We start from the raw sequence: 22,443 nt of genomic DNA on the forward strand, positions 1-22,443 counted from the left end.
TTAAAGATCGGCAAATTCGTCAATCGGTTCCATGCCGCGCGACTCGAGGAAATCGAGCAGCCGGCGTGGGGTCACGTTCAGGATTTGCGCTTCCGGGAAGTTAACGTCATTAAGCACCTTCAGGCACTCACTAAAATCACCCAGCGTAAACGCGGTATGGGAGTCAGAGCCCAGCGCCACCATACCTCCGGCATCTCGCACGGCAGCGGCCACTTCACGGCAGTTTGCTTCACTGCCCTTACGCGAGTGAACAAAGGAGGAGTTGTTAATCTCCAGCGCCACGCGGTGTTTCGCTGCCGCCTGGGCGACAGCCTGAATATCAATCGGATATTTTGGATTACCCGGGTGGCTTATAATATGCACATTGCCGCTGGCAATAGTGGCAATCATCGCCGCGGTGTTGGTCTCTTTATCCTGGGGAGGGAAAACCGGCTCGTGGAAACCGGCCAGGATCAGATCCAGGGAAGTGAGCATCGGACCGGTGCAGTCAATTTCACCGTCGGTATTTTTAATGTTCGCCTCGATACCACGCAGTATCCCAATGCCGTCAACCAGACGTGGCCAAATCCGCATATTCACAAAATGCCAGTAGTGCGGCGCATCCGCCATGTCCGGGCCATGATCGGTTATAGCGAACAGCTTGATGCCTTTAAGCTTGGCCTGGGCGATATAATCGTGGAGATTGCTATACGCGTGGGTGCTGGCGACGGTGTGCATATGCAGGTCAACGGGATACATCTCTCTCTCCTCTGCGGTTTTTCCAAAGGATAGCAGTTATCAGCGGCGAATATTAGCAAAAACCCGGCGAACGCCGGGTTTCTCTCAGTAGCCGCGCTGCCTGTCGACCTGTCCGGTGACTGCATTACCCTTTTCCATTTCGCTAATGGTATGGGATATATACGCCACCGCTTCTGCCGGACGCGTCACGGCAGCCACGTGCGGGGTCATGGCCACACGCGGATGCGCCCACAGAGGGCTTTCCGCAGGCAGCGGCTCGCGGCTGTAGACATCCAGCATGGCGCCTTTTAGCTTTCCGCTGTCCAGGGCCTTCAGCAGATCGGGCTCGACCAGATGCACCCCGCGCGCCAGGTTCATCAGGTAGCTCTCATCGGCTAACAGGTTGAGCAACGATTCATTGATGATGCCGACTGTTTCCGCCGTGTTGGGCAGCAGGTTGATGAGCACGCGCGTACCGTTGAGAAAGTCCGGCAGTTCATCCGTGCCGGCAAAGCTCTTAACGCCTGGATAATCCTTGCGGCTGCGGCTCCAGCAGCGCAGCGGAAAGCCCCACGCTGCAAGCGCTTCCGCCACTTTTGAACCCAGCACGCCAGCACCGAGGATACCAATGGTAAAATCTTCGCGCTGATAATCAGGCAGCGGTTCCCAGTGGGATTGCTGTTTTAATGCCTGATAGTCATCAAAGCGGCGGAACCAGTGCAGAACCTGGCTCACGGCATACTCCTGCATTTGCTGGCCCATACCGGTGTCTTCGAGGCGGAAAAGAGGAATATCTTCCGGCAGCATTTCCGGGTGAGCCTTCAGCTTGCTCAGAATGGAGTCCACACCGGCGCCCAGGGCAAAGACAGCTTTCAGTTTACGCCCCTGCAGCATTTCTACCGGCGGATGCCAGACCAGCGCGTAGTCAGCATGTTCGTTGTCACCCCGCTTCCACTCGCGAACGCGTGCGCCGGGTAACGCCGCGGTAAGCGCCTTGATCCAGTATGCCGCATCAAACGTGGGGTGATAGAAGAGTATATCCATAGTCATTCCTACCTTTTATTGCGCTGAATTATTTTGATTTTCAACTGGATTGCCAGCATAACAAATTTATTGCGCGACTGTGCTGCTGATAAAAAAGACGCTTTCAGCACATTTAAGAATCAGGTTGCCTGAAGTTTGTCTAAACACGCTAAATTACTGAAAAAGTGAGTTGACGGCAGTTCGGCTTTTCCTTACATTAGCGCCCGTCCCGACAACAACGGGATGACAATATGGTGAGGTGTCCGAGTGGCTGAAGGAGCACGCCTGGAAAGTGTGTATACGGCAACGTATCGGGGGTTCGAATCCCCCCCTCACCGCCATCTTTAAAGAAGAGCTCGCATGAAAATGCGGGCTTTTTTTTCGCATGTCGCACTCATGCAGGGGGGATGAGAATCCCCGACCGGGGTTCGACAACTGGCGACAGCCAGTTGGACAGACTGAGAGCTCAGCGAACAGGCTGCCCGCAGGGCGAGCAAAGCGAGTCAATCCCCCCTCACCGCCATATTTAAAGAAGAGCTCGTACGAAAGTACGTGCTTTTTTTTCGCATATTGCACGCTGCGGGGGGATGAGAATCCAGAGACTCCCTGCGCTCTTTATGTCGGGTGGCGCTGCACTTACCCGACCTACAAAAAACTATTCTTCAACCATCTTCGCATATTCTTCGGTCAGAAAATCCACCAGCGTCCTGACAGAAGGTAACAACCCGCGTCTTGATGGATAAACAGCGTGAATCACTTCCCGTCTGGGTTCCCAGGCCTCAAGTACCCGAATCAGTTCGCCTGACGCCAGCTGATCCTTCACCATCAAAATCGGCAGCTGCACCACGCCGATGCCAGCCATGGCAGCTTCACGTAGCGCAAGCATATCGGTGGTGATCAATCGAGGGTGATAATGGATCTCCGCTTTAGCACCTCCAGGCCCGGACAGTGCCCATTTATGAATATGTTTCCCCTCGTTCATGCTTAGCCCGGGCCAGGCACTGAGTTCAGACGGGGCTATCGGTTCTCCCATGCGTTGAATCAACGCCGGACTCGCGACCAGACAATGCCCCCTGTCAGCCAGCACCCTTAACACCAGATCGCTGTCATCAAACGGGCGAGGGCGGACGCGGATCGCGATATCCACGCCCTCTCCCACCAGGTCTACCCGTCGATTGGTCGCCTCAAGCTGAAGATTGATGCCGGGATAACGCGCCATAAATCTTGCCAGCATCGGACCAACATGGACATGCAACAGGGTTATCGGGCAGGTGATCCTGACAATGCCGCGCGGTTCTGCCTGCAGTGCCGCCACGGCCTCTTCTGCCGCCTCCGCCTCCACCATCATCGCTTTACAGTGCTGATAGAAAGTCTGCCCGACCTCAGTCACCGTAAATTGCCGGGTTGTTCGGTGGATGAGCCGCACGCCAAGGCGCTCTTCCAACTGCGCGATCCGGCGGCTTAGCCTGGACTTTGGCAGGTCAAGCGCCCTTCCCGCCGCCGCAAAGCCACCGTAATCCACCACCTTCACAAACCAGACGAAGTCATTGAGATCCTGCATAAATCCTCATCGTTCCATTATTAGAACAGTGAATGCCATTTTCACTATCTACCGGGATATTAAACCTGAATATAAGCTAATTGCATCAACTGAACATCAGGAGTTCATCATGAAAAACGTAACAGGTGTTTATACCGCTCCCCGACAGCACTGGGTGGGCGACGGTTTCCCGGTCCGTTCAATGTTCTCTTATCAGACGCACGGGGAGCCTCTCAGCCCGTTCCTGCTGCTGGACTACGCGGGCCCATACACCTTTCCGGCAGATGGTGCGAAACGCGGCGTAGGCCAACATCCTCACCGGGGTTTCGAAACGGTCACTATCGTCTATTCCGGTGAAGTCGAGCATCGTGACTCCACGGGCAAAGGCGGTGTAATTGGCCCCGGCGACGTGCAGTGGATGACGGCAGGCGCAGGCATTTTGCACGAGGAGTTCCACTCCAGCGCGTTCTCGCAGAAAGGCGGAGAACTCAAAATGATGCAGCTTTGGGTCAACCTTCCGGCGAAAGACAAGATGGCGGCACCGGGCTACCAGAGCATCACCAAAAGCGACATTCCAGTCGTGACGCTTTTGGATAACAGCGGCACGCTGAGAGTTATTGCCGGTCGCTACCAGGATGTGACCGGCCCGGCTCACACCTTTTCACCGCTGAATGTCTGGGATATTGCGCTGAATCAGGGAAGCCATTTGACGCTCAATCAGCCAGAAGGCTGGAGCACCGCGCTGGTGGTACTGGAAGGTAACGTCACGGTAAACGGCACGGCTGAAGCGGGTGAAGCGCAACTGGTCGTCTTAAGCCAGCAAGGCGACAAAGTGCATCTGGAAGCCAGTAGCGATGCAAAAGTGCTGCTGATGGCCGGTGAGCCACTGAACGAACCCATTGTGGGCTACGGCCCGTTTGTCATGAACAGTAAAAGCGAAATCAACGAAGCCATTCGTGATTTCAACTCCGGCCGCTTCGGCCAGATCTGAACGTAATAAAGGAGAAGAAAATGTCCACACCTGCAAATTTCAACGGAGCGCGTCCGGTTATTGATGTGAACGATGCGGTGATGTTGCTTATCGATCACCAGAGCGGTCTTTTCCAGACCGTTGGGGATATGCCAATGCCGGAACTGCGTGCCCGTGCGGCAGCGCTGGCAAAGATCGCTACCCTGGCGAAGATCCCGGTAATCACGACAGCGTCCGTTCCCCAGGGGCCGAACGGCCCGCTTATCCCGGAAATCCACGCCAACGCGCCGCATGCGCAGTACGTACCACGTAAAGGAGAGATTAACGCCTGGGATAACCCGGAATTTGTGGCAGCGGTAAAAGCCACCGGGCGCAGCACGCTGATTATCGCGGGTACCATCACCAGCGTTTGCATGGCTTTCCCGTCAATTAGTGCGGTTGCTGATGGTTATAAAGTCTTTGCGGTGATCGATGCGTCCGGTACCTACAGCAAAATGGCACAAGAGATCACCCTGGCTCGTGTCGTCCAGGCTGGCGTAGTGCCAATGGATACAGCGGCAGTCGCCTCAGAAATCCAGCGAACCTGGAACCGTGAAGACGCGGCCAAGTGGGCCGAGGTGTATACCCACATCTTCCCGGCTTATCAGCTGTTGATCGAAAGCTACGGCAAAGCACAGGAAGTGGTAAAAAACAGCGAAGTGCTCGATTCACAGCGTTAATCCGGCTCTAAGCGACATGAGCTGATTAAGGCTTAACCGAACAGGCACTAAAGCAGAAAATCTGCTTGACCGTTTTAGCGCAACTCCCTATAGTAGCGCCCCGTTGCCCCCCAAGCGGTCAGGCAGCAAAACAATATGGTGAGGTGTCCGAGTGGCTGAAGGAGCACGCCTGGAAAGTGTGTATACGGCAACGTATCGGGGGTTCGAATCCCCCCCTCACCGCCATCTTTAAAGAAGAGCTCGCATGAAAATGCGGGCTTTTTTTTCGCATGTTGCACTCATGCAGGGGGGATGAGAATCCCCGACCGGGGTTCGACAACTGGCGACAGCCAGTTGGACAGACTGAGAGCGCAGCGAACAGGCTGCCCGCAGGGCGAGCAAAGCGAGTCAATCCCCCCCTCACCGCCATATTTAAAGAAGAGCTCGCATGAAAATGCGGGCTTTTTTTTCGCCCCAAAAGCAGAGCGAGTTTCAGCTAACTTGCAACCAATCTTAAACAAACATTTCACTCGCCAGACACAGTTTATCACCGCTGATAAACTAGGCGGTATCCCCCCTGGAGAGCGGAAGGTTATTGTCATGCAATATGAAGAACAGCAGCTAATCAACGGCCTTTTCGAACGTCTGAAACAGACCGAACACCAAAACAGCCAACGGGATGCCGATGCAGAGCGTCAGATCGCGGAATTCGTCAGACAGCAGCCTGCGGCCCCCTACTATATGGCGCAATCGATTTTGATTCAGGAAGCGGCGCTGAAACGCCTACAGACCCGGGTTCAGGAGCTTGAAAGCGAATTAGCCGCGCAAAAAAGCAAACCCTCGACGGGCGGCAGTTTCCTCGGCGGCCTGTTTGGTGGCGGGAAAAGCAACCCGCAGCCGGACAACAGCTGGAATGCCCAGCAGCAACAGCCACCGGCGCAGGATTATTCACGGGCGGCAGCGCCGGCTTCGGCTCCTCGCGGCGGCAGTTTTATGGCAGGCGCGCTGCAAACAGCCGCTGGCGTGGCCGGTGGGGTCGTGCTGGCCGAGATGCTGACCAGTATGTTCCATCAGTCGCGGCCGGAAGAGATCGTGAACATCATCGAAGAACCGACAACGCCCGCCGGTAATGAGTCGTTTATCGGTAATCAATACGGCGACTTTAATAATGTCTCTGACACCCGCTTCCTCAACCAGGACGATCCGTTCGGCAATAATAACGACACCTGGCAGAACGACGATGCTGATGACGACTACAGCGATGATGACGACAGTTTTATTTAACGACGTTAACTAAAGTGGCTTTAAACATACAAGGGAAAAAAACAAAGCCCGGTTTCCCGGGCTTTGAACAGAACAGCAAACTCAATAATACGCTTGCAGCGTGCGCTGACACAGCGCCGATCGCACGCAGTCATCTTTGGTGAAGCGGACCACCCCAATCATCTCATCTTCCTCAAAACGTGACATAGCGTCGCTCAGTCCGGATTTCACGCCGGATGGCAGGTCACACTGGGTAATATCGCCGTTAACGATAACCGTCACGTTCTCCCCGAGGCGCGTCAAAAACATCTTCATTTGCGCAGCGGTCACGTTCTGAGCCTCGTCAAGAATGACGACCGCATTTTCAAATGTACGTCCGCGCATATAGGCGAACGGCGCGATTTCCACCTTGCCAATCTCTGGCCGCAGGCAGTACTGCATAAAGGAAGCCCCCAGTCGCTTCACCAGCACGTCGTAGACGGGCCTGAAGTATGGGGCAAACTTCTCCGAAATGTCTCCGGGCAAGAAGCCGAGATCTTCATCAGCTTGCAGTACCGGACGGGTGACAATAATCCTCTCCACGTCCTTATGGATCAGCGCTTCCGCCGCTTTGGCTGCACTGATCCAGGTTTTCCCGCATCCGGCTTCACCGGTTGCAAAGATGAGCTGTTTACTCTCGATAGCATTCAGGTAGTGCGCCTGAGCCTCATTGCGCGCCACAATTGGAGAATTGTCACGGCTGTCCCGCGCCATGCCAATTGCTTCTACGCCACTCATCTGCACAAGCGAGGTGACCGATTCTTCTTCACGCTGTTTATGGCTACGTGAATCCCGTCTCAGCACACGTTTTGCTTCGCGACGAGCTTTGATCACTGCTTTTTGTCTTCCCATGGATAGCACCTTGAGTTGTTGGTATTCATCACACGCGCCAGTTTCAGCACGATTATGCGCACGAACATCAGAGGGTTGGCTTCCTTGTAAGCCATTGCTTGCTTTATCGGATGACGATACGGAACAGCTACGCGCACCGTTCTGCACGTCGGTCGAATGAGATTCTTGAGGAAGGGGGGAGAATTTAGTGGTGAGGAAATCGCTGCCGGAGTCTGAGCCTCCGCGCCGGGTGCTGCGGTTGTTGTGTTTACCATGTCCAGTACAGGACGCAACCATTCGCGATCTCCATAGTGATTCAGCATCACTGCCGGGAACTACCGCTGTCTTATCTTAATTACATCAGGTGTTATCATAAATGCAACATTTATTTTACCTGATTGCAACCTTTAAGACTGTCCCTACAGTTGAAATCAGTCTCATACAGAAATATTACAGAAATATAACAACAGAATCGTCATATGAAAAAATAATGTCCCTGCGAACGTGGCGCAGGGACAGCGATCAGGCCTCAATCAGCCCTTGAGCGAGATACGCGTGTTGATCGCGTACGCCTGGCAGGGCAAAGAAATAGCCGCCGCCGATAGGTTTAATGTACTCTTCCAGCGCTTCTCCATTTAGCCGCTTCTGCACGGTCAGGAAGCCTTTTTCCAGATCGTGCTGATAGCAGACGAACAGCAGCCCCATATCAAGCTGACCGGAGTTGGTTACGCCCAGAGAGTAGCTGTAGCCACGGCGCATCATCAGGCTGGACTGCGTCTCTTTGGTGCGCGGATTAGCCAGACGAATATGGCTGTCCAGCGCAATCACATCGCCATTCGGATCGCCGGCGTAGTCGGGCACATCATGCTCATTCTTCATGCCCAGCGGTGCCCCACTCTGCTTATCACGACCAAAAATCGTCTGCTGCTCTTTGAGCGGCGTGCGGTCCCAGAACTCCACGTGGAACTGAATAATCCGCACTGCCTGGTAGCTACCGCCAACGGCCCACGCTGGCTCGCCCTGATCGGCAGTGACCCACACCACCTCCTTCATGAGCGCACCATCGTGGCTGTCCGGGTTGGCCGTACCGTCCTTAAAGCCCAGCAGGTTAACCGGCGTCTCTTTCCCTTTACTGCGGGCAGCATGGTCCGAGATAAACCCTTCCCGCTTCCAGCGCACGCTCAACAGATCCGGCGTGTGCTTGATAATATCCCGAAGGGCGTGGATCACCGTGTCCTGGGTATTGGCGCAAATCTGCAGAAGCAGGTCACCGTGACAGAGAGCAGCGTCCAGAGAGTCATTCGGGAAACGCGTCATTTTCTGCAGCGTTTTTGGCTTCTGTTTTGCCAGTCCATAGCGCGCATCAAACAGCGATTCACCGAGCGAAACGGTCATCGTCAGGTTATCCGGGGCGATAAACGGCCCCAGGATACCGGAGTCCATGGGCGGAAGACGCGGATTTGGCGTTTCCGGTGCCGGCCCGCCTGCGGTGAGAAACGCGATACGTGTCGTCAGCAGACGGAACAGACGCTCCAGATCCGCTTTATCACTCGCCAGTGAGTCAAATGCCACCAGCATCATCGACGCCTGCTGCGGTGTCAGAATGCCCGACTGATGTTCACCGTAAAACGGCTGCGTCTCCATGCGAGCATTAGGGGACAGCGTGCCGGGCGGGCTTTGCGGCTTCGCCGCATGCGCCACCGGACACCCACCAGCCAGCGCAAGAGCGCCCCCCAGCGCCCCTACCCCTTTTAGCAACCGACGACGTGAAGGCTCAACCACCTCGCTTTCGTTATGCTTATTCATCGTGCTTAGTCCAGACCCAGTACGCCACGCAGCAGGGAGAGATCTTCCGCCAGGGCGGTAATCGGGCCTTTAAGCGCGTTGCGGTCGGCATCGGTCAGCTTATCGTAGGTTTCAAAGCCGTCTTTGGTACGGTACTTCGCCAGAATGGAGTCGACTTTTTTGAAGTTAGCATCCACTTTAGCCAGAAGTTCGCTGTTCTCTTTCTGCAGTTGAGGACGCAGCAGATCGACAATTTTTTGTGAACCGTCGACGTTGGCCTGGAAATCCCACAGATCGGTATGGCTGTAGCGATCTTCTTCACCGCTGATTTTGCTGGCGGCCACTTCTTCAATCAGCCCTGCGGCGCCGCCCACCACTTTTGACGGCGGGAAGGCCAGCTCGCTGATGCGCTTTTGCAGCTCCAGCACATCACCGTTCAGCTGCTCAGCGTATTTCTCCATCCCTTTAGTGGAGTTGTCGCCAAACAGGGCTTTCTCCAGACGGTGGAAACCGGTGAATTTCGGATCGGCCGCTTTCTGCTCGAAATCGTCTTCGCGGGCATCAATGCTGCCATCAAGGTCAGAGAACAACTCGGCAATCGGCTCGATACGCTCGTAGTGCTGACGGGTTGGCGCATAGAGGGATTTCGCTTTTTCGATATCACCTGCTTTCACCGCATCGGTAAAGGCTTTAGTACCCGCAACCAGGTCGGCCGTCTCTTTGGAGACATACGCTTTATAGGCGGTAATCGCCTCACCCAGGCTCAGCACCGCCGCACCTTTCGTCGCATCGGCCGTTGCTTCACCTTTGACGATCAGCTTACCTTTAGGGTTAGTCAGCAGACCGCAGGTCATCTCATACTCGCCCGGCTGCAGGTTGGCGGTCATCTTCTGGCTGAAGCCAGGAGCGATATTTTCGCGCTCTTCCACCACCAGTACACCCTTCAGAATTTCCCACTCCAGCGCCTTCTGGCTGTGGTTCTGGATAATAAACTGGGTCTTGCCGCTGTTAACCGTGAGGGTCATCGGCTCACACTGCTTGTCATTGACGGTGACTTTAACCTGAGGAACATCCGCACCCCAGGCGGAGAATGCAGAAGCGAACAGCGCGGCGATGCCTGCGCATAATGCACTACGACGGAACTGAATTGCCATGGCTCTTCCCTTTAAAAGTATGTTGTAACAAAGCAAATATTATGGTGTAACGCGCGACGCCTGCGAGCCGGTACGCGGCGGCATTGCGAACAGCACCAGCGCCGGAATGAGATAGATAAAGTACATCGCCACTTCGCTGACGCTCGGGGTTTCCTGATAGCCGAAGATGCCTTCGAGCAGGGTGCCGGTCAGTGAATGAGTGGAAAGAACGTTGCTGAGATCAAACGCCACGTCCTGGAAATGGTTCCACAGGCCCGCTTCATGGAAGGCGCGAATCGCCCCTGCCGCCAGCCCTGCCGCCACCAGCAGAATAAACAGACTCGTCCACTTGAAGAAGGCCCCCAGGTTAAGGCGAATGCCGCCCCAGTAGAGCAGGAAACCCAGCACCACAGCCGTAGCAAGGCCCAGCATCGCACCTAACGGCGGCCAAATGCCGACATCCTGCTGAAACGCCGCCAGCAGGAAGAAAACGGACTCCAGGCCTTCACGCGCGACGGCGAAAAAGACCATCATGATCAGCGCCCAGCCGTGGTTATTGCTCTTTTGCAGGGCGTTATCCACCGCCTGCTCCAGCTGTACCTTTACGTTACGGGAGACTTTACGCATCCAGAACACCATCCAGGTGAGGATCACCACCGCGATCACCGCAACGATACCTTCAAACAGCTCCTGCTCTTTCTGCGGGAATTCACCGGTGGTTTCATTGATCAGGATGCCCAGGCCCAGACAGAGCGCCGCGGCAAGGAACACCCCCACCCACATGACGCCAATCCAGCGTCCGCGCTGGGTTCGCTTCAGATAACTGGCGATGAGACTGACGATGAGGGCAGCTTCGAGCCCTTCACGCAACATAATGAGAAATGGAACAAACATGCCGACACCTTAAATGTTTATCGCAGTCAACTGATGCAAAGAAAGGTAAATTCTTGTGATAGTGATTATCATTACGGCGAAGAGAAAAACAAGCGAAATGTGTGTTGTTTTGATGACGAGTTGTAAACGCAAAGTCTGGTAATAGTTGCCGTCGTTATCGTTAAGTTTATAAGTTATAACGAAAATGCCCATTTACGGTTAATCAGGGCTGTGGCTAAATACCTGCCTCAAACACCTGGTGAAAATTAATTATGTTTAAGATTGTCCATTTCCTGCTGGCGCTGGTGATTATTCTTGCGCTGGCCTGGCTGGCGAGTTTCGACCGCCGAAAAGTTCGCATTCGTTTTGTTTTACAGCTGATTGTCATTGAGATTGCTCTGGCGTTCTTTTTCCTGCACGCCGAAAGCGGGTTATTCCTGATTAAATACGTCTCAGGGTTCTTTGAATCACTGCTGAAATTTGCTGCCGAAGGCACCAATTTTGTCTTTGGCGGAATGGGTGAAAAAGGGCTGGCGTTCATTTTCCTCGGCGTACTTTGTCCGATTATTTTTATTTCCGCGCTGATCGGTATTCTGCAACACTGGCGAATTCTGCCGATATTTATTCGGGTGATCGGCACGCTGCTGTCAAAACTGAACGGTATAGGCAAGCTGGAATCCTTTAATGCGGTGAGTTCATTGATCCTCGGCCAGTCTGAAAACTTCATTGCCTACAAAGGCGTTCTGGGCGATCTCTCCTCACGTCGTCTCTTCACGATGGCGGCTACAGCCATGTCGACGGTCTCTTTGTCGATTGTTGGCGCCTATATGACCATGCTCGATGCCAAATTTGTGGTGGCGGCGCTGATTCTGAACATGTTCAGCACTTTTATTATTCTCTCCGTTATCAACCCGGCGCGCCCGGAAGCGGAGCCGGATATCAAACTTGAAAAACTGCATGAATCCCAGAGCTTCTTCGAAATGCTCGGCGAGTATATTCTGGCTGGTTTTAAAGTGGCGATGATTATTCTGGCGATGCTGATTGGCTTTATTGCCCTTATTAGCGCCGTTAACGCCCTCTTCTCCAGCCTGTTTGGCATGAGCTTCCAGCAAATCCTGGGTTATGTATTTTATCCCCTGGCGTGGCTGGTGGGCATTCCTCTGAGCGATGCCTTAAATGCGGGCAGTATTATGGCAACCAAACTGGTGGCGAATGAATTTGTGGCGATGATTGAGCTGCAAAAAATCGCCCATGCGATGTCACCGCGCGGGCTGGGCATTTTGTCCATCTTCCTGGTGTCGTTCGCGAACTTTGCATCCATCGGCATTGTGGCCGGGGCGATTAAAGGCCTGAACGAGCAGCAGGGGAACGTAGTGTCACGTTTTGGTTTGCGTCTGGTGTATGGAGCGACGCTGGTGAGTCTGCTGTCAGCGAGTTTTGCGGGTTTAGTGTTGTAAATGAGAACGGCGGGATACCCCGCCGTTGTGATTAAAACTGCACGCAAACCGGCTGGTCGACACGCATCACCGATTCCTGCGCGAAGCGGGATTTATAAATCCCGCGTAACGCTTCGATGTTCTTTTCACTCTGCGCATCTTTACCGTGGATCAGCATCAATGCTTTACTCGGTTCACGCGCCACTTTCCCGTCGTTCCCCAACCACTGCCCACGCGCATCAAATACCGTCAGACCGTCACGAAAACGCGGTGTAACGTCCTGATCAACAAACTGCTGCCACTCGTTACTGGTGATCTGCGCCCCAGCCGGACGGTTCAGTCCGAAATAGAGCGTGGTTTGCTGCATCTGGTTATCCGCTTTGCAGGTCTCTACCGCCGCGTGTTGCGATGGCGCAGTGCAGCCAGCCAGCATCAGTAATGCCGCTGCCATTACCCCTGTTTTGATTGTCATGCTTCGCTATCCTCATTGTTATAAGCACATGGATATCACAGGAAATTACGGATTTTGGCAAGAAAAAAGCCGGGCAGCGCTACCGCTTGCCCGGCCTTCAGTGTTCCGAGGGAAAAATTATTCCGGCTGCAGCTTAGTCGGCGGTGCAGAGCGGTAATGCGCATCTGCTTCAGCAAAGCGTTTCTGCATGGAGGCGGACGGCGCTTTACCCAGCAGGCTGAAGACCACAATACCAACGCTGCCGAAAATGAAGCCCGGTATGATTTCGTACAGGCCCAGCCATGCGAACTGTTTCCAGACGATAACGGTCAGCGCACCGATAATCATTCCCGCCAGCGCGCCGTTACGGGTCATACGTGACCACATGACGGAGAACAGCACGACCGGACCAAATGCCGCACCAAAGCCCGCCCATGCGTAGCTCACGAGGCCCAGCACGCGGTTTTCCGGGTTGGCCGCCAGTGCAATCGCCACCAACGCCACCAGCAGAACCATAAAGCGCCCTACCCACACCAGCTCTTTCTGGCTTGCACCTTTGCGCAGGAAAGCTTTGTACAGGTCTTCGGTGATGGCACTGGAGCAAACCAGCAGCTGGCAGCTCAGGGTAGACATCACCGCCGCCAGGATCGCGGAGAGCAGAATACCGGCAATCCACGGGTTAAACAGAATCTGCGCCAGCTCGATAAACACACGTTCGGCGTTCTGGTTAACAGCGCCCGCCTGTGCCGGGTTATTGTTGAAGTACGCGATACCAAAGAAGCCTACCGCACACGCCCCCGCCAGACACAGGATCATCCACGTCATACTGATACGACGCGCATGCACGATGGTGTGGTGAGAGTCCGCGGCCATAAAGCGCGCCAGGATATGCGGCTGACCGAAGTAACCCAGACCCCAGCCCATCAGCGACACGATGGCAACGAAGTTCAGCCCTTTCAGCATGTCGACGTTTTCAATGCTCTTCTGTTTGATCACTTCCAGCGAATCGGCAAAGCCGCCAACGGTGAAAATCACAATCACCGGGGTCAGGATCAGGGCGAAGATCATCAGGCTCGCCTGCACGGTGTCTGTCCAGCTTACGGCCAGGAAACCGCCCACGAAGGTATACAGGATGGTCGCCGCAGCACCGGCCCAGAGGGCGGTTTCGTAGCTCATGCCGAAGGTGCTTTCGAACAGACGCGCGCCCGCCACAATGCCGGAGGCACAGTAGATGGTGAAGAACAGCAGAATAACCACCGCAGAGATAATGCGCAGGATGCGGCTGTTATCTTCAAAGCGTCCGGTGAAGTAATCCGGCAGCGTCAGGGCGTTATTATTGGCCTCGGTATGCACACGCAGACGGCCTGCCACCAGTTTCCAGTTGATCCATGCCCCGACAGTCAGGCCGATGGCAATCCAGCTTTCTGAAATACCGGAGATGAAAATCGCGCCTGGTAACCCCATCAGCAGCCAGCCGCTCATGTCTGATGCCCCCGCAGATAACGCGGTCACCATCGGGCCTAAACTACGTCCGCCCAGAATGTAGTCGTCAAAGTTCTTTGTTGAACGCCATGCCAAAAACCCTATAAGGATCATGCCAAAAATATAAACGAGAAATGTCACCAGCATCGGTGTGCTAATAGCCATTCAAATTCTCCAAAAAGTCGAGCGACAACCGTCCGGGCTGCCTTGTTATATGATCACCGGAACGTGGTGAATGTATCTTGTGTTTCCGTTGGGCGCGCTATCCTGCCGTATGCGCACCCCGCTGACAAACGATTTAACACTGCATTTACATCAAATTCATCCCTGGCTTGATACAACTTTCCTATAGGTTGCACTCGCTCACACTTATACGGGTTGCACCTTTTAAAAATGTTAAGCGCCGCATAAAAACAGGCCTGAGATGCAGAAGCCAGCTCCTTTTTTCCAGCTAACCATTCATTAACAATCCATTCATTTTCTGGGTTGCAAACCAGGTCACATTTAACACGGTTGCACAAAGTTGCAACATGGTGGATATTTCACGCTAACGACAGAACACTATTAAAGAACAACAGGAGTTTTGGCATGGGTATGACCACCATGGGGGTTAAGCTGGATGACGCAACGCGCGAACGGATTAAGTCCGCAGCCACCCGCATTGACCGCACACCACACTGGCTAATCAAGCAGGCAATTTTTAATTATCTGGAAAGACTGGAGAGTGAAGACGGTCTGCCAGAGCTGCCTGCCCTGCTGGCTGGCGCGGCGAATGAAAGTGAGGAAGCCCCGATCGCGGGCGAAGACAGTCATCAGCCGTTCCTTGAATTTGCCGAGCAGATCCTGCCGCAATCCGTCAGCCGTGCCGCCATCACCGGCGCCTGGCGCCGTGCCGAAACCGACGCCGTTCCGATGCTGCTGGAGCAGGCCCGCCTGCCAGAAGCGATTGCCGCGCAGGCACACAGCCTGGCGTATCAATTAGCGGACAAGCTGCGTAACCAGAAAACCGCCACCGGCCGCGCCGGAATGGTTCAGGGTCTGCTGCAGGAGTTTTCCCTCTCGTCACAGGAAGGCGTGGCGCTGATGTGCCTCGCGGAAGCGCTGCTGCGTATTCCGGATAAAGCCACCCGTGACGCGCTGATCCGCGACAAGATCAGCAACGGTAACTGGCAGTCACACATTGGCCGCAGCCCGTCGCTGTTCGTTAACGCCGCCACCTGGGGTCTGCTGTTTACCGGCAAGCTGGTCTCGACCCATAACGAAGCCAACCTCTCCCGTTCCCTGAACCGCATCATCGGCAAGAGCGGCGAGCCGCTGATCCGCAAGGGCGTGGATATGGCGATGCGTCTGATGGGCGAGCAGTTTGTCACGGGTGAAACCATTGCCGAAGCGCTGGCAAACGCCCGCAAGCTGGAAGATAAGGGTTTCCGCTACTCGTACGACATGCTGGGTGAAGCGGCCCTGACCGCCGCCGACGCGCAGGCCTATATGGTTTCTTACCAGCAGGCGATCCACGCCATTGGTAAAGCGTCAAACGGTCGCGGGATTTATGAAGGCCCGGGCATCTCCATTAAGCTGTCCGCGCTGCACCCGCGCTACAGCCGCGCGCAGTACGACCGGGTGATGGAAGAACTCTACCCACGACTGAAATCGCTGACCCTGCTGGCGCGCCAGTATGATATTGGTATTAACATCGACGCCGAAGAGGCCGACCGTCTGGAGATCTCTCTCGATCTGCTGGAAAAACTGTGCTTCGAGCCAGAGCTGGCGGGCTGGAACGGGATTGGTTTCGTTATTCAGGCCTACCAGAAGCGCTGTCCGTTCGTCATTGATTATCTGATTGACCTGGCAAGCCGCAGCCGTCGCCGCCTGATGATCCGTCTGGTGAAAGGCGCCTACTGGGACAGCGAAATCAAACGCGCCCAGATGGACGGTCTGGAAGGCTATCCGGTCTATACCCGCAAGGTGTACACCGACGTCTCTTATCTCGCCTGCGCGAAAAAGCTGCTCGGCGTGCCGAACCTGATCTATCCGCAGTTCGCTACCCACAATGCCCACACCCTGGCGGCGATCTACAGCCTGGCCGGACAGAACTACTACCCGGGCCAGTATGAATTCCAGTGCCTGCACGGCATGGGTGAACCGCTGTACGAGCAGGTCACCGGTAAAGTGGCGGACGGCAAGCTGAACCGTCCGTGCCGTATCTATGCCCCGGTGGGCACCCACGAAACCCTGCTGGCGTACCTGGTGCGTCGTCTGCTGGAAAACGGTGCGAACACCTCCTTCGTTAACCGCATTGCCGATACCACCCTGCCGCTGGACGAGCTGGTGGCCGACCCGGTACAGGCGGTGGAGAAGATGGCTGCGCAGGAAGGCCAGATTGGCCTGCCGCATCCGAAGATTGCCCTGCCGCGCGAGTTGTACGGCAAAGGCCGCGTGAACTCGGCAGGTCTGGATCTCGCCAACGAACACCGTCTGGCGTCCCTCTCCTCTGCCCTGCTCAATAGCGCGCTGCAGAAATGGCAGGCCAAACCAATGCTGGAGCAACCTGTCGCTGATGGTGAAATGCAGCCAGTGATTAACCCGGCGGAGCCAAAAGATATCGTCGGCTACGTGCGTGAAGCGACTGACGCGGAAGTGGATCAGGCGCTGGACAGCGCAGTAAATAACGCCCCTATCTGGTTCGCCACCCCTCCAGAGGAGCGTGCCGCCATTCTCGAACGCGCTGCGGTGCTGATGGAAGATCAGATGCAGCAGCTCATCGGCATCCTGGTGCGCGAAGCGGGTAAAACCTTCAGCAACGCGATTGCCGAAGTGCGCGAGGCGGTCGACTTCCTGCACTACTATGCCGGCCAGGTGCGTGATGATTTCGATAACGAAACCCACCGTCCGCTTGGCCCGGTCGTCTGTATTAGCCCGTGGAACTTCCCACTGGCGATCTTCACCGGCCAGATTGCCGCGGCGCTTGCGGCGGGCAACAGCGTGCTGGCAAAACCGGCAGAACAAACCCCGTTGATTGCCGCCCAGGGCATCAACATTCTTCTGGAGGCCGGCGTTCCGGCGGGCGTGGTTCAGCTGCTGCCTGGCCGTGGTGAAACGGTCGGTGCGAAGCTCACCGCCGATAACCGCGTGCGCGGCGTGATGTTCACCGGCTCGACCGAAGTGGCCTCCCTGCTGCAGCGCAACATCGCCACCCGTCTTGACGCGCAGGGTCGTCCGACGCCGCTCATCGCGGAAACCGGCGGCATGAACGCCATGATCGTTGACTCCTCCGCGCTCACCGAGCAGGTGGTGGTTGACGTTCTGGCTTCCGCCTTCGACAGCGCCGGCCAGCGCTGCTCCGCCCTGCGCGTGCTGTGCCTGCAGGATGACGTGGCCGACCACACGCTGAAGATGCTGCGCGGTGCAATGTCCGAATGCCGCATGGGCAATCCGGGCCGTCTCACCACCGATATCGGGCCGGTGATCGACGCGGAAGCCAAAGCCAACATCGAAAACCACATTCAGACCATGCGTGCCAAAGGCCGTCCGGTATTCCAGGCGGTGCGTGAAAACAGTGAAGATGCCCGCGAATGGCGCACCGGCACCTTTGTGCCGCCAACGCTGATTGAGCTGGCGAGCTTCGACGAACTGAAAAAAGAGGTCTTCGGTCCGGTGCTCCACGTGGTGCGCTACAACCGTAACAACCTTAACGCGCTGATTGAGCAGATCAACGCTTCCGGCTATGGCCTGACGCTGGGTGTCCATACCCGTATTGACGAAACCATCGCCCAGGTGACCGGTAGCGCCAAAGTGGGCAACCTGTACGTGAACCGTAACATGGTTGGCGCGGTCGTGGGCGTGCAGCCGTTCGGCGGCGAAGGCTTGTCCGGTACGGGTCCAAAAGCGGGTGGTCCGCTCTATCTGTACCGTCTGCTGGCGAACCGTCCGGAGAACGCGCTGGGCGTCACCCTGGCACGTCAGGACGCAGACTATCCGGTGGATACGCAGCTGAAAACCGTGCTGACGCAGCCGCTGGAAGCGCTTATCACGTGGGCGGAAAAACGTCCTGAACTGCGTGCTCTCGCGCAGCAGTATGGCGAGCTGGCGCAGGCAGGTACGCAGCGTCTGCTGCCGGGTCCAACCGGCGAGCGCAACACCTGGACGCTGATGCCGCGTGAGCGCGTGCTGTGCGTGGCGGATAACGAGCAGGATGCGCTGGTGCAGCTGGCTGCTGCCGCGGCGACCGGTTGTGAAGTGCTGTGGCCGGAAGATGCGCTGCATCGCGACCTGGCTAAACAGCTGCCGAAAGCAGTCTCGTCCCGCATTCACTTCGCGAAAGCGGATGCATTGCTGACGCAGCCGTTTGACGCCGTTATCTACCACGGTGATTCTGACCAGCTCCGTGAACTGTGCGAGCAGGTTGCAGCCCGCAGCGGGGCGATTGTTTCGGTGCAGGGCTTCGCCCGCGGTGAAACCAACCTGTTGCTGGAGCGTCTGTACGTTGAGCGCTCACTCAGCGTCAACACCGCCGCCGCAGGGGGTAACGCCAGCCTGATGACAATCGGCTAACGCTGTGCTAATAAGGCTCCGGAGACGGAGCCTTATTTTATTGGGGAGTGTATGAAACGAATTCTTATTGCGGGCGCAGTAATGCTGATGAGCGCCAGCGCATTGGCCGATGAGTGCGACAAAGCGACCACTCAGCTTGAACTAAACACCTGTAGCGCGCAGCAGTATCAGGCTGCCGATAAAAAACTCAACCAGACGTACCAGGCCGCCATCAAACGCGCGGCAGCCCCCCAGCGAGATCTGCTGAAAAAGGCGCAGCAGGCCTGGATTGCCCTGCGCGATGCGGACTGCACATTTATCGGTTCGGGTACGGAAGGAGGCAGCGTTCAGCCAATGATCGTTAATCAGTGTCTGGCAGAAAAAACCGTGGAGCGTGAAGCGTTTCTGGCCTCGCTGATGCAGTGTGAAGAGGGCGACTTAAGCTGCCCTCTCCCGCCGGGAAACTAACGCACGCGGATCCCTTCAATGATCATCTGCTGCACATTTTCCAGCGTGCTCTGGAAAAACGCCTCATCCTGGAGCGTTTTTCCGGTCACCGCCTCAACCTGGGCCGCAAAGTCAGCGTAATGCTGAGTGGAGGCCCAAATCATAAAGATCAGATGATGCGGGTCGACCGGTGCCAGTTTCCCGCTGGCGACCCATCCGGCAATAATGGCCGATTTATCATCAACCAGCTGCTTTAAATCCCCCGTCAGTTCCGCCTGCAACAGCGGCGCGCCCTGCAGCATCTCCAGACAGAACAGCCTTGATGCCTGCGGGTAATCACGCGACACCTCAAGTTTCAGGCGGATGTACTCCTTAATAGCCACCAGCGGAGCCAGCTCTTCACGGAATGCCTTGAGGGGTGCCAGCCAGATATCAAGGATCTGCTGCATCACCGCCACATAGAGCGCCTCTTTCGACGGATAATAGTAGAGCAGATTGGTTTTGGACACCCCGGACTGCTCCGCCACCTGCTCCAGGCGCGTGCCGTGAATACCAAACTGTGAAAAAGTCTCCAGCGCCGCGCTGAGGATGGCCTGCTTCTTGGCGCTCACGGCCTGCGAACGTTTACCGGGTGTTTTCACTGCACCTTGTGTCATCAGCGCTCTCCTTATTGGTTTGCCATAGCATAGCAAATGCGGGGGGTTGTCTCGACATTTTGGGGGATGGGGGTTGTGCAGAAACACAAAATCGAAAGCGTGGTGTGGAAAGCCGATGTGTAGGGGGTATAGTGGTGAATAGGTGGTTTATGTAGCAATTGTGGGCGTAATATTTTAGTAGTTAGAGCTCAGTGGAAAGCAAATTTAATAATAAAACCATTTAAAACTGAATATAGTATTGAATAAATAACAAACATAGTTAATATGGTATGGACATTTTCAATACAAACTAGTTAAACCGATATAGGTGGAGGAAATACCGTGTATTTAGAAAGCATCACTATAAAAAATTATAGAAAATTTCGTTCTCTAGATAATACAATATGCTTCGTTCAACCTTCAGTTATTGAAATGGGCATCGATGAAGATCAAACAAAATCAGTAATCGCTCCGTCAACAACCTTAATAATAGGTAAGAACAATTCTGGAAAAACAACTATCGTCAATGCGTTGAAAATGTTATGCCAGAATGTTCAACCGTCAGCATCCGATTTCAATCTATCTTATCTTAATGAGCTATTTAGTCAGTATAAAAAACAATTTGAAGAAAATCCTGCTACAAAGTTTGAAGATGTAGAAACACCAAATCTAGAGTTTACTTTGAGGGTTAAAATTGATTTTAGCGATGATGATTTGATGACCCATTTATCTCCTTTCATCTCAATTAGTGAAAAAGGAAATGGAAAACCTGTTACTGTATGTATTATTGTTAAAGTTGTTCTTGCTGAAGAGGCAGCGTTCAAAGAAGAAGTTAAAAACATTTTTAGCACAATTAGTTTTGATGACCGTGAATTAGAAAAAAAACAACAATTCGAAAAATTCCATTCATTACTATCGAAAGATTCCACTCTTATTAAGGTGGATGGAAATCTATATCATATTTTATTTGTTGATCTATCAGACGAGATAGCAGAAAAGTTTTCACTTAAAAAACTAATAAACATCAAAGAAATTAAAGCGAATCGTCATCTAAAAGAAGGGGTCCTAAGCGACGTTTTCAATAAAATAGTTTCATTTCAGTTCAGCAATGATACTCATTCTCGCACAACATTGGAAAAAAGCATCCTGGGAATTAACAAGCAGATTTCGCTAGACGTTGGCGCTAAAAGTTCTGATATATCTCAAGTTTTGGGTCAAGTAGAAAACTCAAATAAAGTTGATCTTAGCTTATCGGGAAATGTTAGTTATGATGCCATTATGAAGGGACTAATCAAATATAATTTCATGGATGGTGATGATTATATTCCAGAAGACCAATTTGGTTTAGGCTACATAAACCTACTAAATATCATTGGTGAAATAATACATTTTGTTGACAGCTATGAAGACAAAAGCCATCTCAGCAGAATTAATTTACTTTTTATTGAAGAACCTGAAGCTTTTATGCATCCTCAGATGCAGGAGTTTTTCATCAAACGCATTGATAATGCTGTAAAAAAAGCGTTAGAAATTGCCAATAGCTATGCTGCCAATAAAAAAATACTACAATGCCAATTAGCAATTACGACTCATTCATCTCATATCGTCAATAGTAAGATTCACAGCAGTAATACGTTCAATAACCTTAACTACTTGACATCTATTAATAGATGTACGAAAGCGATAAACTTAACTGATGAAGTTGTAGTATCTAATGAGGACGAAAATAAAAAGGAAAAACTTAACTTCATTAAAAAACATATAAAATATAAAATATCAGAGTTATTTTTCTCTGATGCAGTCATCTTCGTTGAGGGAATTACAGAGGAGACTCTAATTAATTATTACCTAGAAAAACATCAAAAACTAAGTAATCATTATATTTCCGTTTTTAACATCAATGGTGCTCACGGTAAATTGTATCTGCCTTTGGCGAAAAAACTGAGCGTTCCGAGCCTAATTGTTACCGATCTAGATATTAAACGTGAGAAGTGTGAAAAGAACGAAAAGCATAACGAAAGTGAAGTTTGTAGCATATGCGGCCAACAACCCAAAGATGGTGATACACCGTACACGCAAGGCAAAGAAAAGGATTATGTTCAAATTACTGATCTAAGTGGACGTACAACAACTAATGCAACCTTAAAAGAATTAAATGTACAACTTCAAAATAAATCAGAAACTGATTCTGACAAGCTTGATGATATAGATTTTTTTGAGGATGAGAATATTTATGTCGTATTCCAAAAAGACCCAATTCAGAAACAATATGCCACTAGTTTTGAAGAGGCATTAATCCTAACTAATTATAACAATGATTTTATTAATGAAGTACTCAAAGAATGTAAACCTAATATATATCGAGATACATTAAATTACAACGGTCACAATTCAAGAGAAAATTTATTTAGTAGATCTTATATGCTACAAAAGAAACTTTCTGATAGTAAAAGTGATTTTTCAAACAAATTGTTGTTTAAATTCCTTTCTGCGGAAGTAGGCGAAGATTTACCCAAGTTGCCCAATTATCTAGAAAGTGGCTTAAAATGGCTAGAATCTAAACTGTAAAAAACAAAATACCTCATTAAAA

17 protein-coding genes, 2 tRNA genes and 2 other RNA genes are annotated in these 22,443 nt (G+C 53.1%); 11 read left to right on the top strand and 10 right to left on the bottom strand.

Features of this window, described 5'->3' with window-relative positions:
- Both AC0XWG_RS21770 and ghrA read right to left on the bottom strand, forming a co-directional pair.
- Entirely contained in the window at positions 1-738 is a 738-nt protein-coding gene (locus tag AC0XWG_RS21770; RefSeq protein WP_028019096.1) for a phosphatase, read from the bottom strand.
- Positions 739-822: 84 nt separating this feature from the next.
- Entirely contained in the window at positions 823-1,761 is a 939-nt protein-coding gene (gene ghrA, locus AC0XWG_RS21775) for a glyoxylate/hydroxypyruvate reductase GhrA (protein WP_475681046.1), read from the bottom strand.
- Between the two features lie 232 nt (positions 1,762-1,993).
- Between ghrA and AC0XWG_RS21780 the strand changes: the two genes are divergently transcribed.
- Positions 1,994-2,081 (top strand) — tRNA-Ser (locus AC0XWG_RS21780).
- A gap of 46 nt (positions 2,082-2,127) precedes the next feature.
- Positions 2,128-2,263: non-coding RNA, RtT sRNA (locus AC0XWG_RS21785), on the top strand.
- 132 nt (positions 2,264-2,395) lie between these two features.
- On the opposite strand, the gene AC0XWG_RS21790 is transcribed toward AC0XWG_RS21785, so the two are convergent.
- A complete protein-coding gene (locus tag AC0XWG_RS21790) occupies positions 2,396-3,301 on the bottom strand; it encodes a LysR family transcriptional regulator (RefSeq protein ID WP_049007328.1) in 906 nt (301 codons plus the stop codon).
- Positions 3,302-3,410: 109 nt separating this feature from the next.
- Between AC0XWG_RS21790 and AC0XWG_RS21795 the strand changes: the two genes are divergently transcribed.
- The 5 genes from AC0XWG_RS21795 to AC0XWG_RS21815 all read left to right on the top strand — a co-directional run bounded on the left by AC0XWG_RS21795 (position 3,411) and on the right by AC0XWG_RS21815 (position 6,232).
- A complete protein-coding gene (locus AC0XWG_RS21795; protein ID WP_128348389.1) occupies positions 3,411-4,271 on the top strand; it encodes a pirin family protein in 861 nt (286 codons plus the stop codon).
- Positions 4,272-4,291: 20 nt separating this feature from the next.
- Positions 4,292-4,969, top strand: a complete 678-nt coding sequence (locus tag AC0XWG_RS21800; RefSeq protein ID WP_028019100.1) for an isochorismatase family protein — start codon at positions 4,292-4,294, stop codon at positions 4,967-4,969.
- A gap of 137 nt (positions 4,970-5,106) precedes the next feature.
- Positions 5,107-5,194: transfer RNA gene (locus AC0XWG_RS21805), tRNA-Ser, on the top strand.
- A 46-nt stretch (positions 5,195-5,240) separates the two neighbouring features.
- Positions 5,241-5,377, top strand: a non-coding RNA gene (locus AC0XWG_RS21810) — RtT sRNA.
- Positions 5,378-5,548: 171 nt separating this feature from the next.
- Complete coding sequence (locus AC0XWG_RS21815) at positions 5,549-6,232, top strand: DUF2076 domain-containing protein (protein WP_475681047.1); 684 nt, start codon at positions 5,549-5,551, stop codon at positions 6,230-6,232.
- 81 nt (positions 6,233-6,313) lie between these two features.
- Here the strand turns inward: AC0XWG_RS21815 and phoH are convergent, their stop codons facing one another.
- The 4 genes from phoH to efeU all read right to left on the bottom strand — a co-directional run bounded on the left by phoH (position 6,314) and on the right by efeU (position 10,893).
- Positions 6,314-7,102, bottom strand: a complete 789-nt coding sequence (phoH, locus tag AC0XWG_RS21820) for a phosphate starvation-inducible protein PhoH (protein WP_008503509.1) — start codon at positions 7,100-7,102, stop codon at positions 6,314-6,316.
- Between the two features lie 501 nt (positions 7,103-7,603).
- Positions 7,604-8,887 carry an iron uptake transporter deferrochelatase/peroxidase subunit gene (gene efeB / locus AC0XWG_RS21825; protein ID WP_475681048.1) on the bottom strand — a complete coding sequence of 428 codons (1,284 nt, stop codon included), beginning with the start codon at positions 8,885-8,887 and terminating at the stop codon, positions 7,604-7,606.
- A gap of 5 nt (positions 8,888-8,892) precedes the next feature.
- Positions 8,893-10,020 carry an iron uptake system protein EfeO gene (gene efeO, locus AC0XWG_RS21830; protein WP_128348386.1) on the bottom strand — a complete coding sequence of 376 codons (1,128 nt, stop codon included), beginning with the start codon at positions 10,018-10,020 and terminating at the stop codon, positions 8,893-8,895.
- Positions 10,021-10,059: 39 nt separating this feature from the next.
- Entirely contained in the window at positions 10,060-10,893 is an 834-nt protein-coding gene (gene efeU, locus AC0XWG_RS21835) for an iron uptake transporter permease EfeU (RefSeq protein WP_128348385.1), read from the bottom strand.
- A gap of 251 nt (positions 10,894-11,144) precedes the next feature.
- On the opposite strand from efeU, the gene AC0XWG_RS21840 reads away from it, so the two are divergent.
- On the top strand, positions 11,145-12,329 hold the full coding sequence (locus AC0XWG_RS21840) for a NupC/NupG family nucleoside CNT transporter (protein ID WP_475681049.1): 1,185 nt from the start codon (positions 11,145-11,147) through the stop codon (positions 12,327-12,329).
- A 31-nt stretch (positions 12,330-12,360) separates the two neighbouring features.
- Here the strand turns inward: AC0XWG_RS21840 and AC0XWG_RS21845 are convergent, their stop codons facing one another.
- Together AC0XWG_RS21845 and putP are read right to left on the bottom strand one after the other, a co-directional pair.
- The gene (locus tag AC0XWG_RS21845) at positions 12,361-12,780 is read right to left on the bottom strand and encodes a DUF3574 domain-containing protein (RefSeq protein ID WP_028019107.1); all 420 of its coding nucleotides are present in this window, start codon (positions 12,778-12,780) and stop codon (positions 12,361-12,363) included.
- Between the two features lie 117 nt (positions 12,781-12,897).
- Positions 12,898-14,406, bottom strand: a complete 1,509-nt coding sequence (putP, locus tag AC0XWG_RS21850; protein WP_108090243.1) for a sodium/proline symporter PutP — start codon at positions 14,404-14,406, stop codon at positions 12,898-12,900.
- Between the two features lie 423 nt (positions 14,407-14,829).
- Between putP and putA the strand changes: the two genes are divergently transcribed.
- Together putA and AC0XWG_RS21860 are read left to right on the top strand one after the other, a co-directional pair.
- Entirely contained in the window at positions 14,830-18,792 is a 3,963-nt protein-coding gene (putA, locus tag AC0XWG_RS21855; protein WP_475681050.1) for a trifunctional transcriptional regulator/proline dehydrogenase/L-glutamate gamma-semialdehyde dehydrogenase, read from the top strand.
- Positions 18,793-18,843: 51 nt separating this feature from the next.
- Complete coding sequence (locus AC0XWG_RS21860; protein WP_475681051.1) at positions 18,844-19,239, top strand: lysozyme inhibitor LprI family protein; 396 nt, start codon at positions 18,844-18,846, stop codon at positions 19,237-19,239.
- Here AC0XWG_RS21860 and rutR read toward each other — a convergent pair.
- Positions 19,236-19,874: an HTH-type transcriptional regulator RutR gene (rutR, locus tag AC0XWG_RS21865; RefSeq protein WP_028019111.1), complete on the bottom strand. Its 639-nt coding sequence runs from the start codon at positions 19,872-19,874 to the stop codon at positions 19,236-19,238. The two genes, AC0XWG_RS21860 and rutR, sit on opposite strands and share 4 nt — an antisense overlap.
- Before the next feature lie 321 nt (positions 19,875-20,195).
- On the opposite strand from rutR, the gene AC0XWG_RS21870 reads away from it, so the two are divergent.
- Positions 20,196-22,421 carry an ATP-dependent nuclease gene (locus AC0XWG_RS21870; protein ID WP_475681052.1) on the top strand — a complete coding sequence of 742 codons (2,226 nt, stop codon included), beginning with the start codon at positions 20,196-20,198 and terminating at the stop codon, positions 22,419-22,421.
- Positions 22,422-22,443: the final 22 nt, after the last annotated feature.

The sequence above is a fragment of the Enterobacter sp. DVT3837 genome (assembly GCF_056238685.1).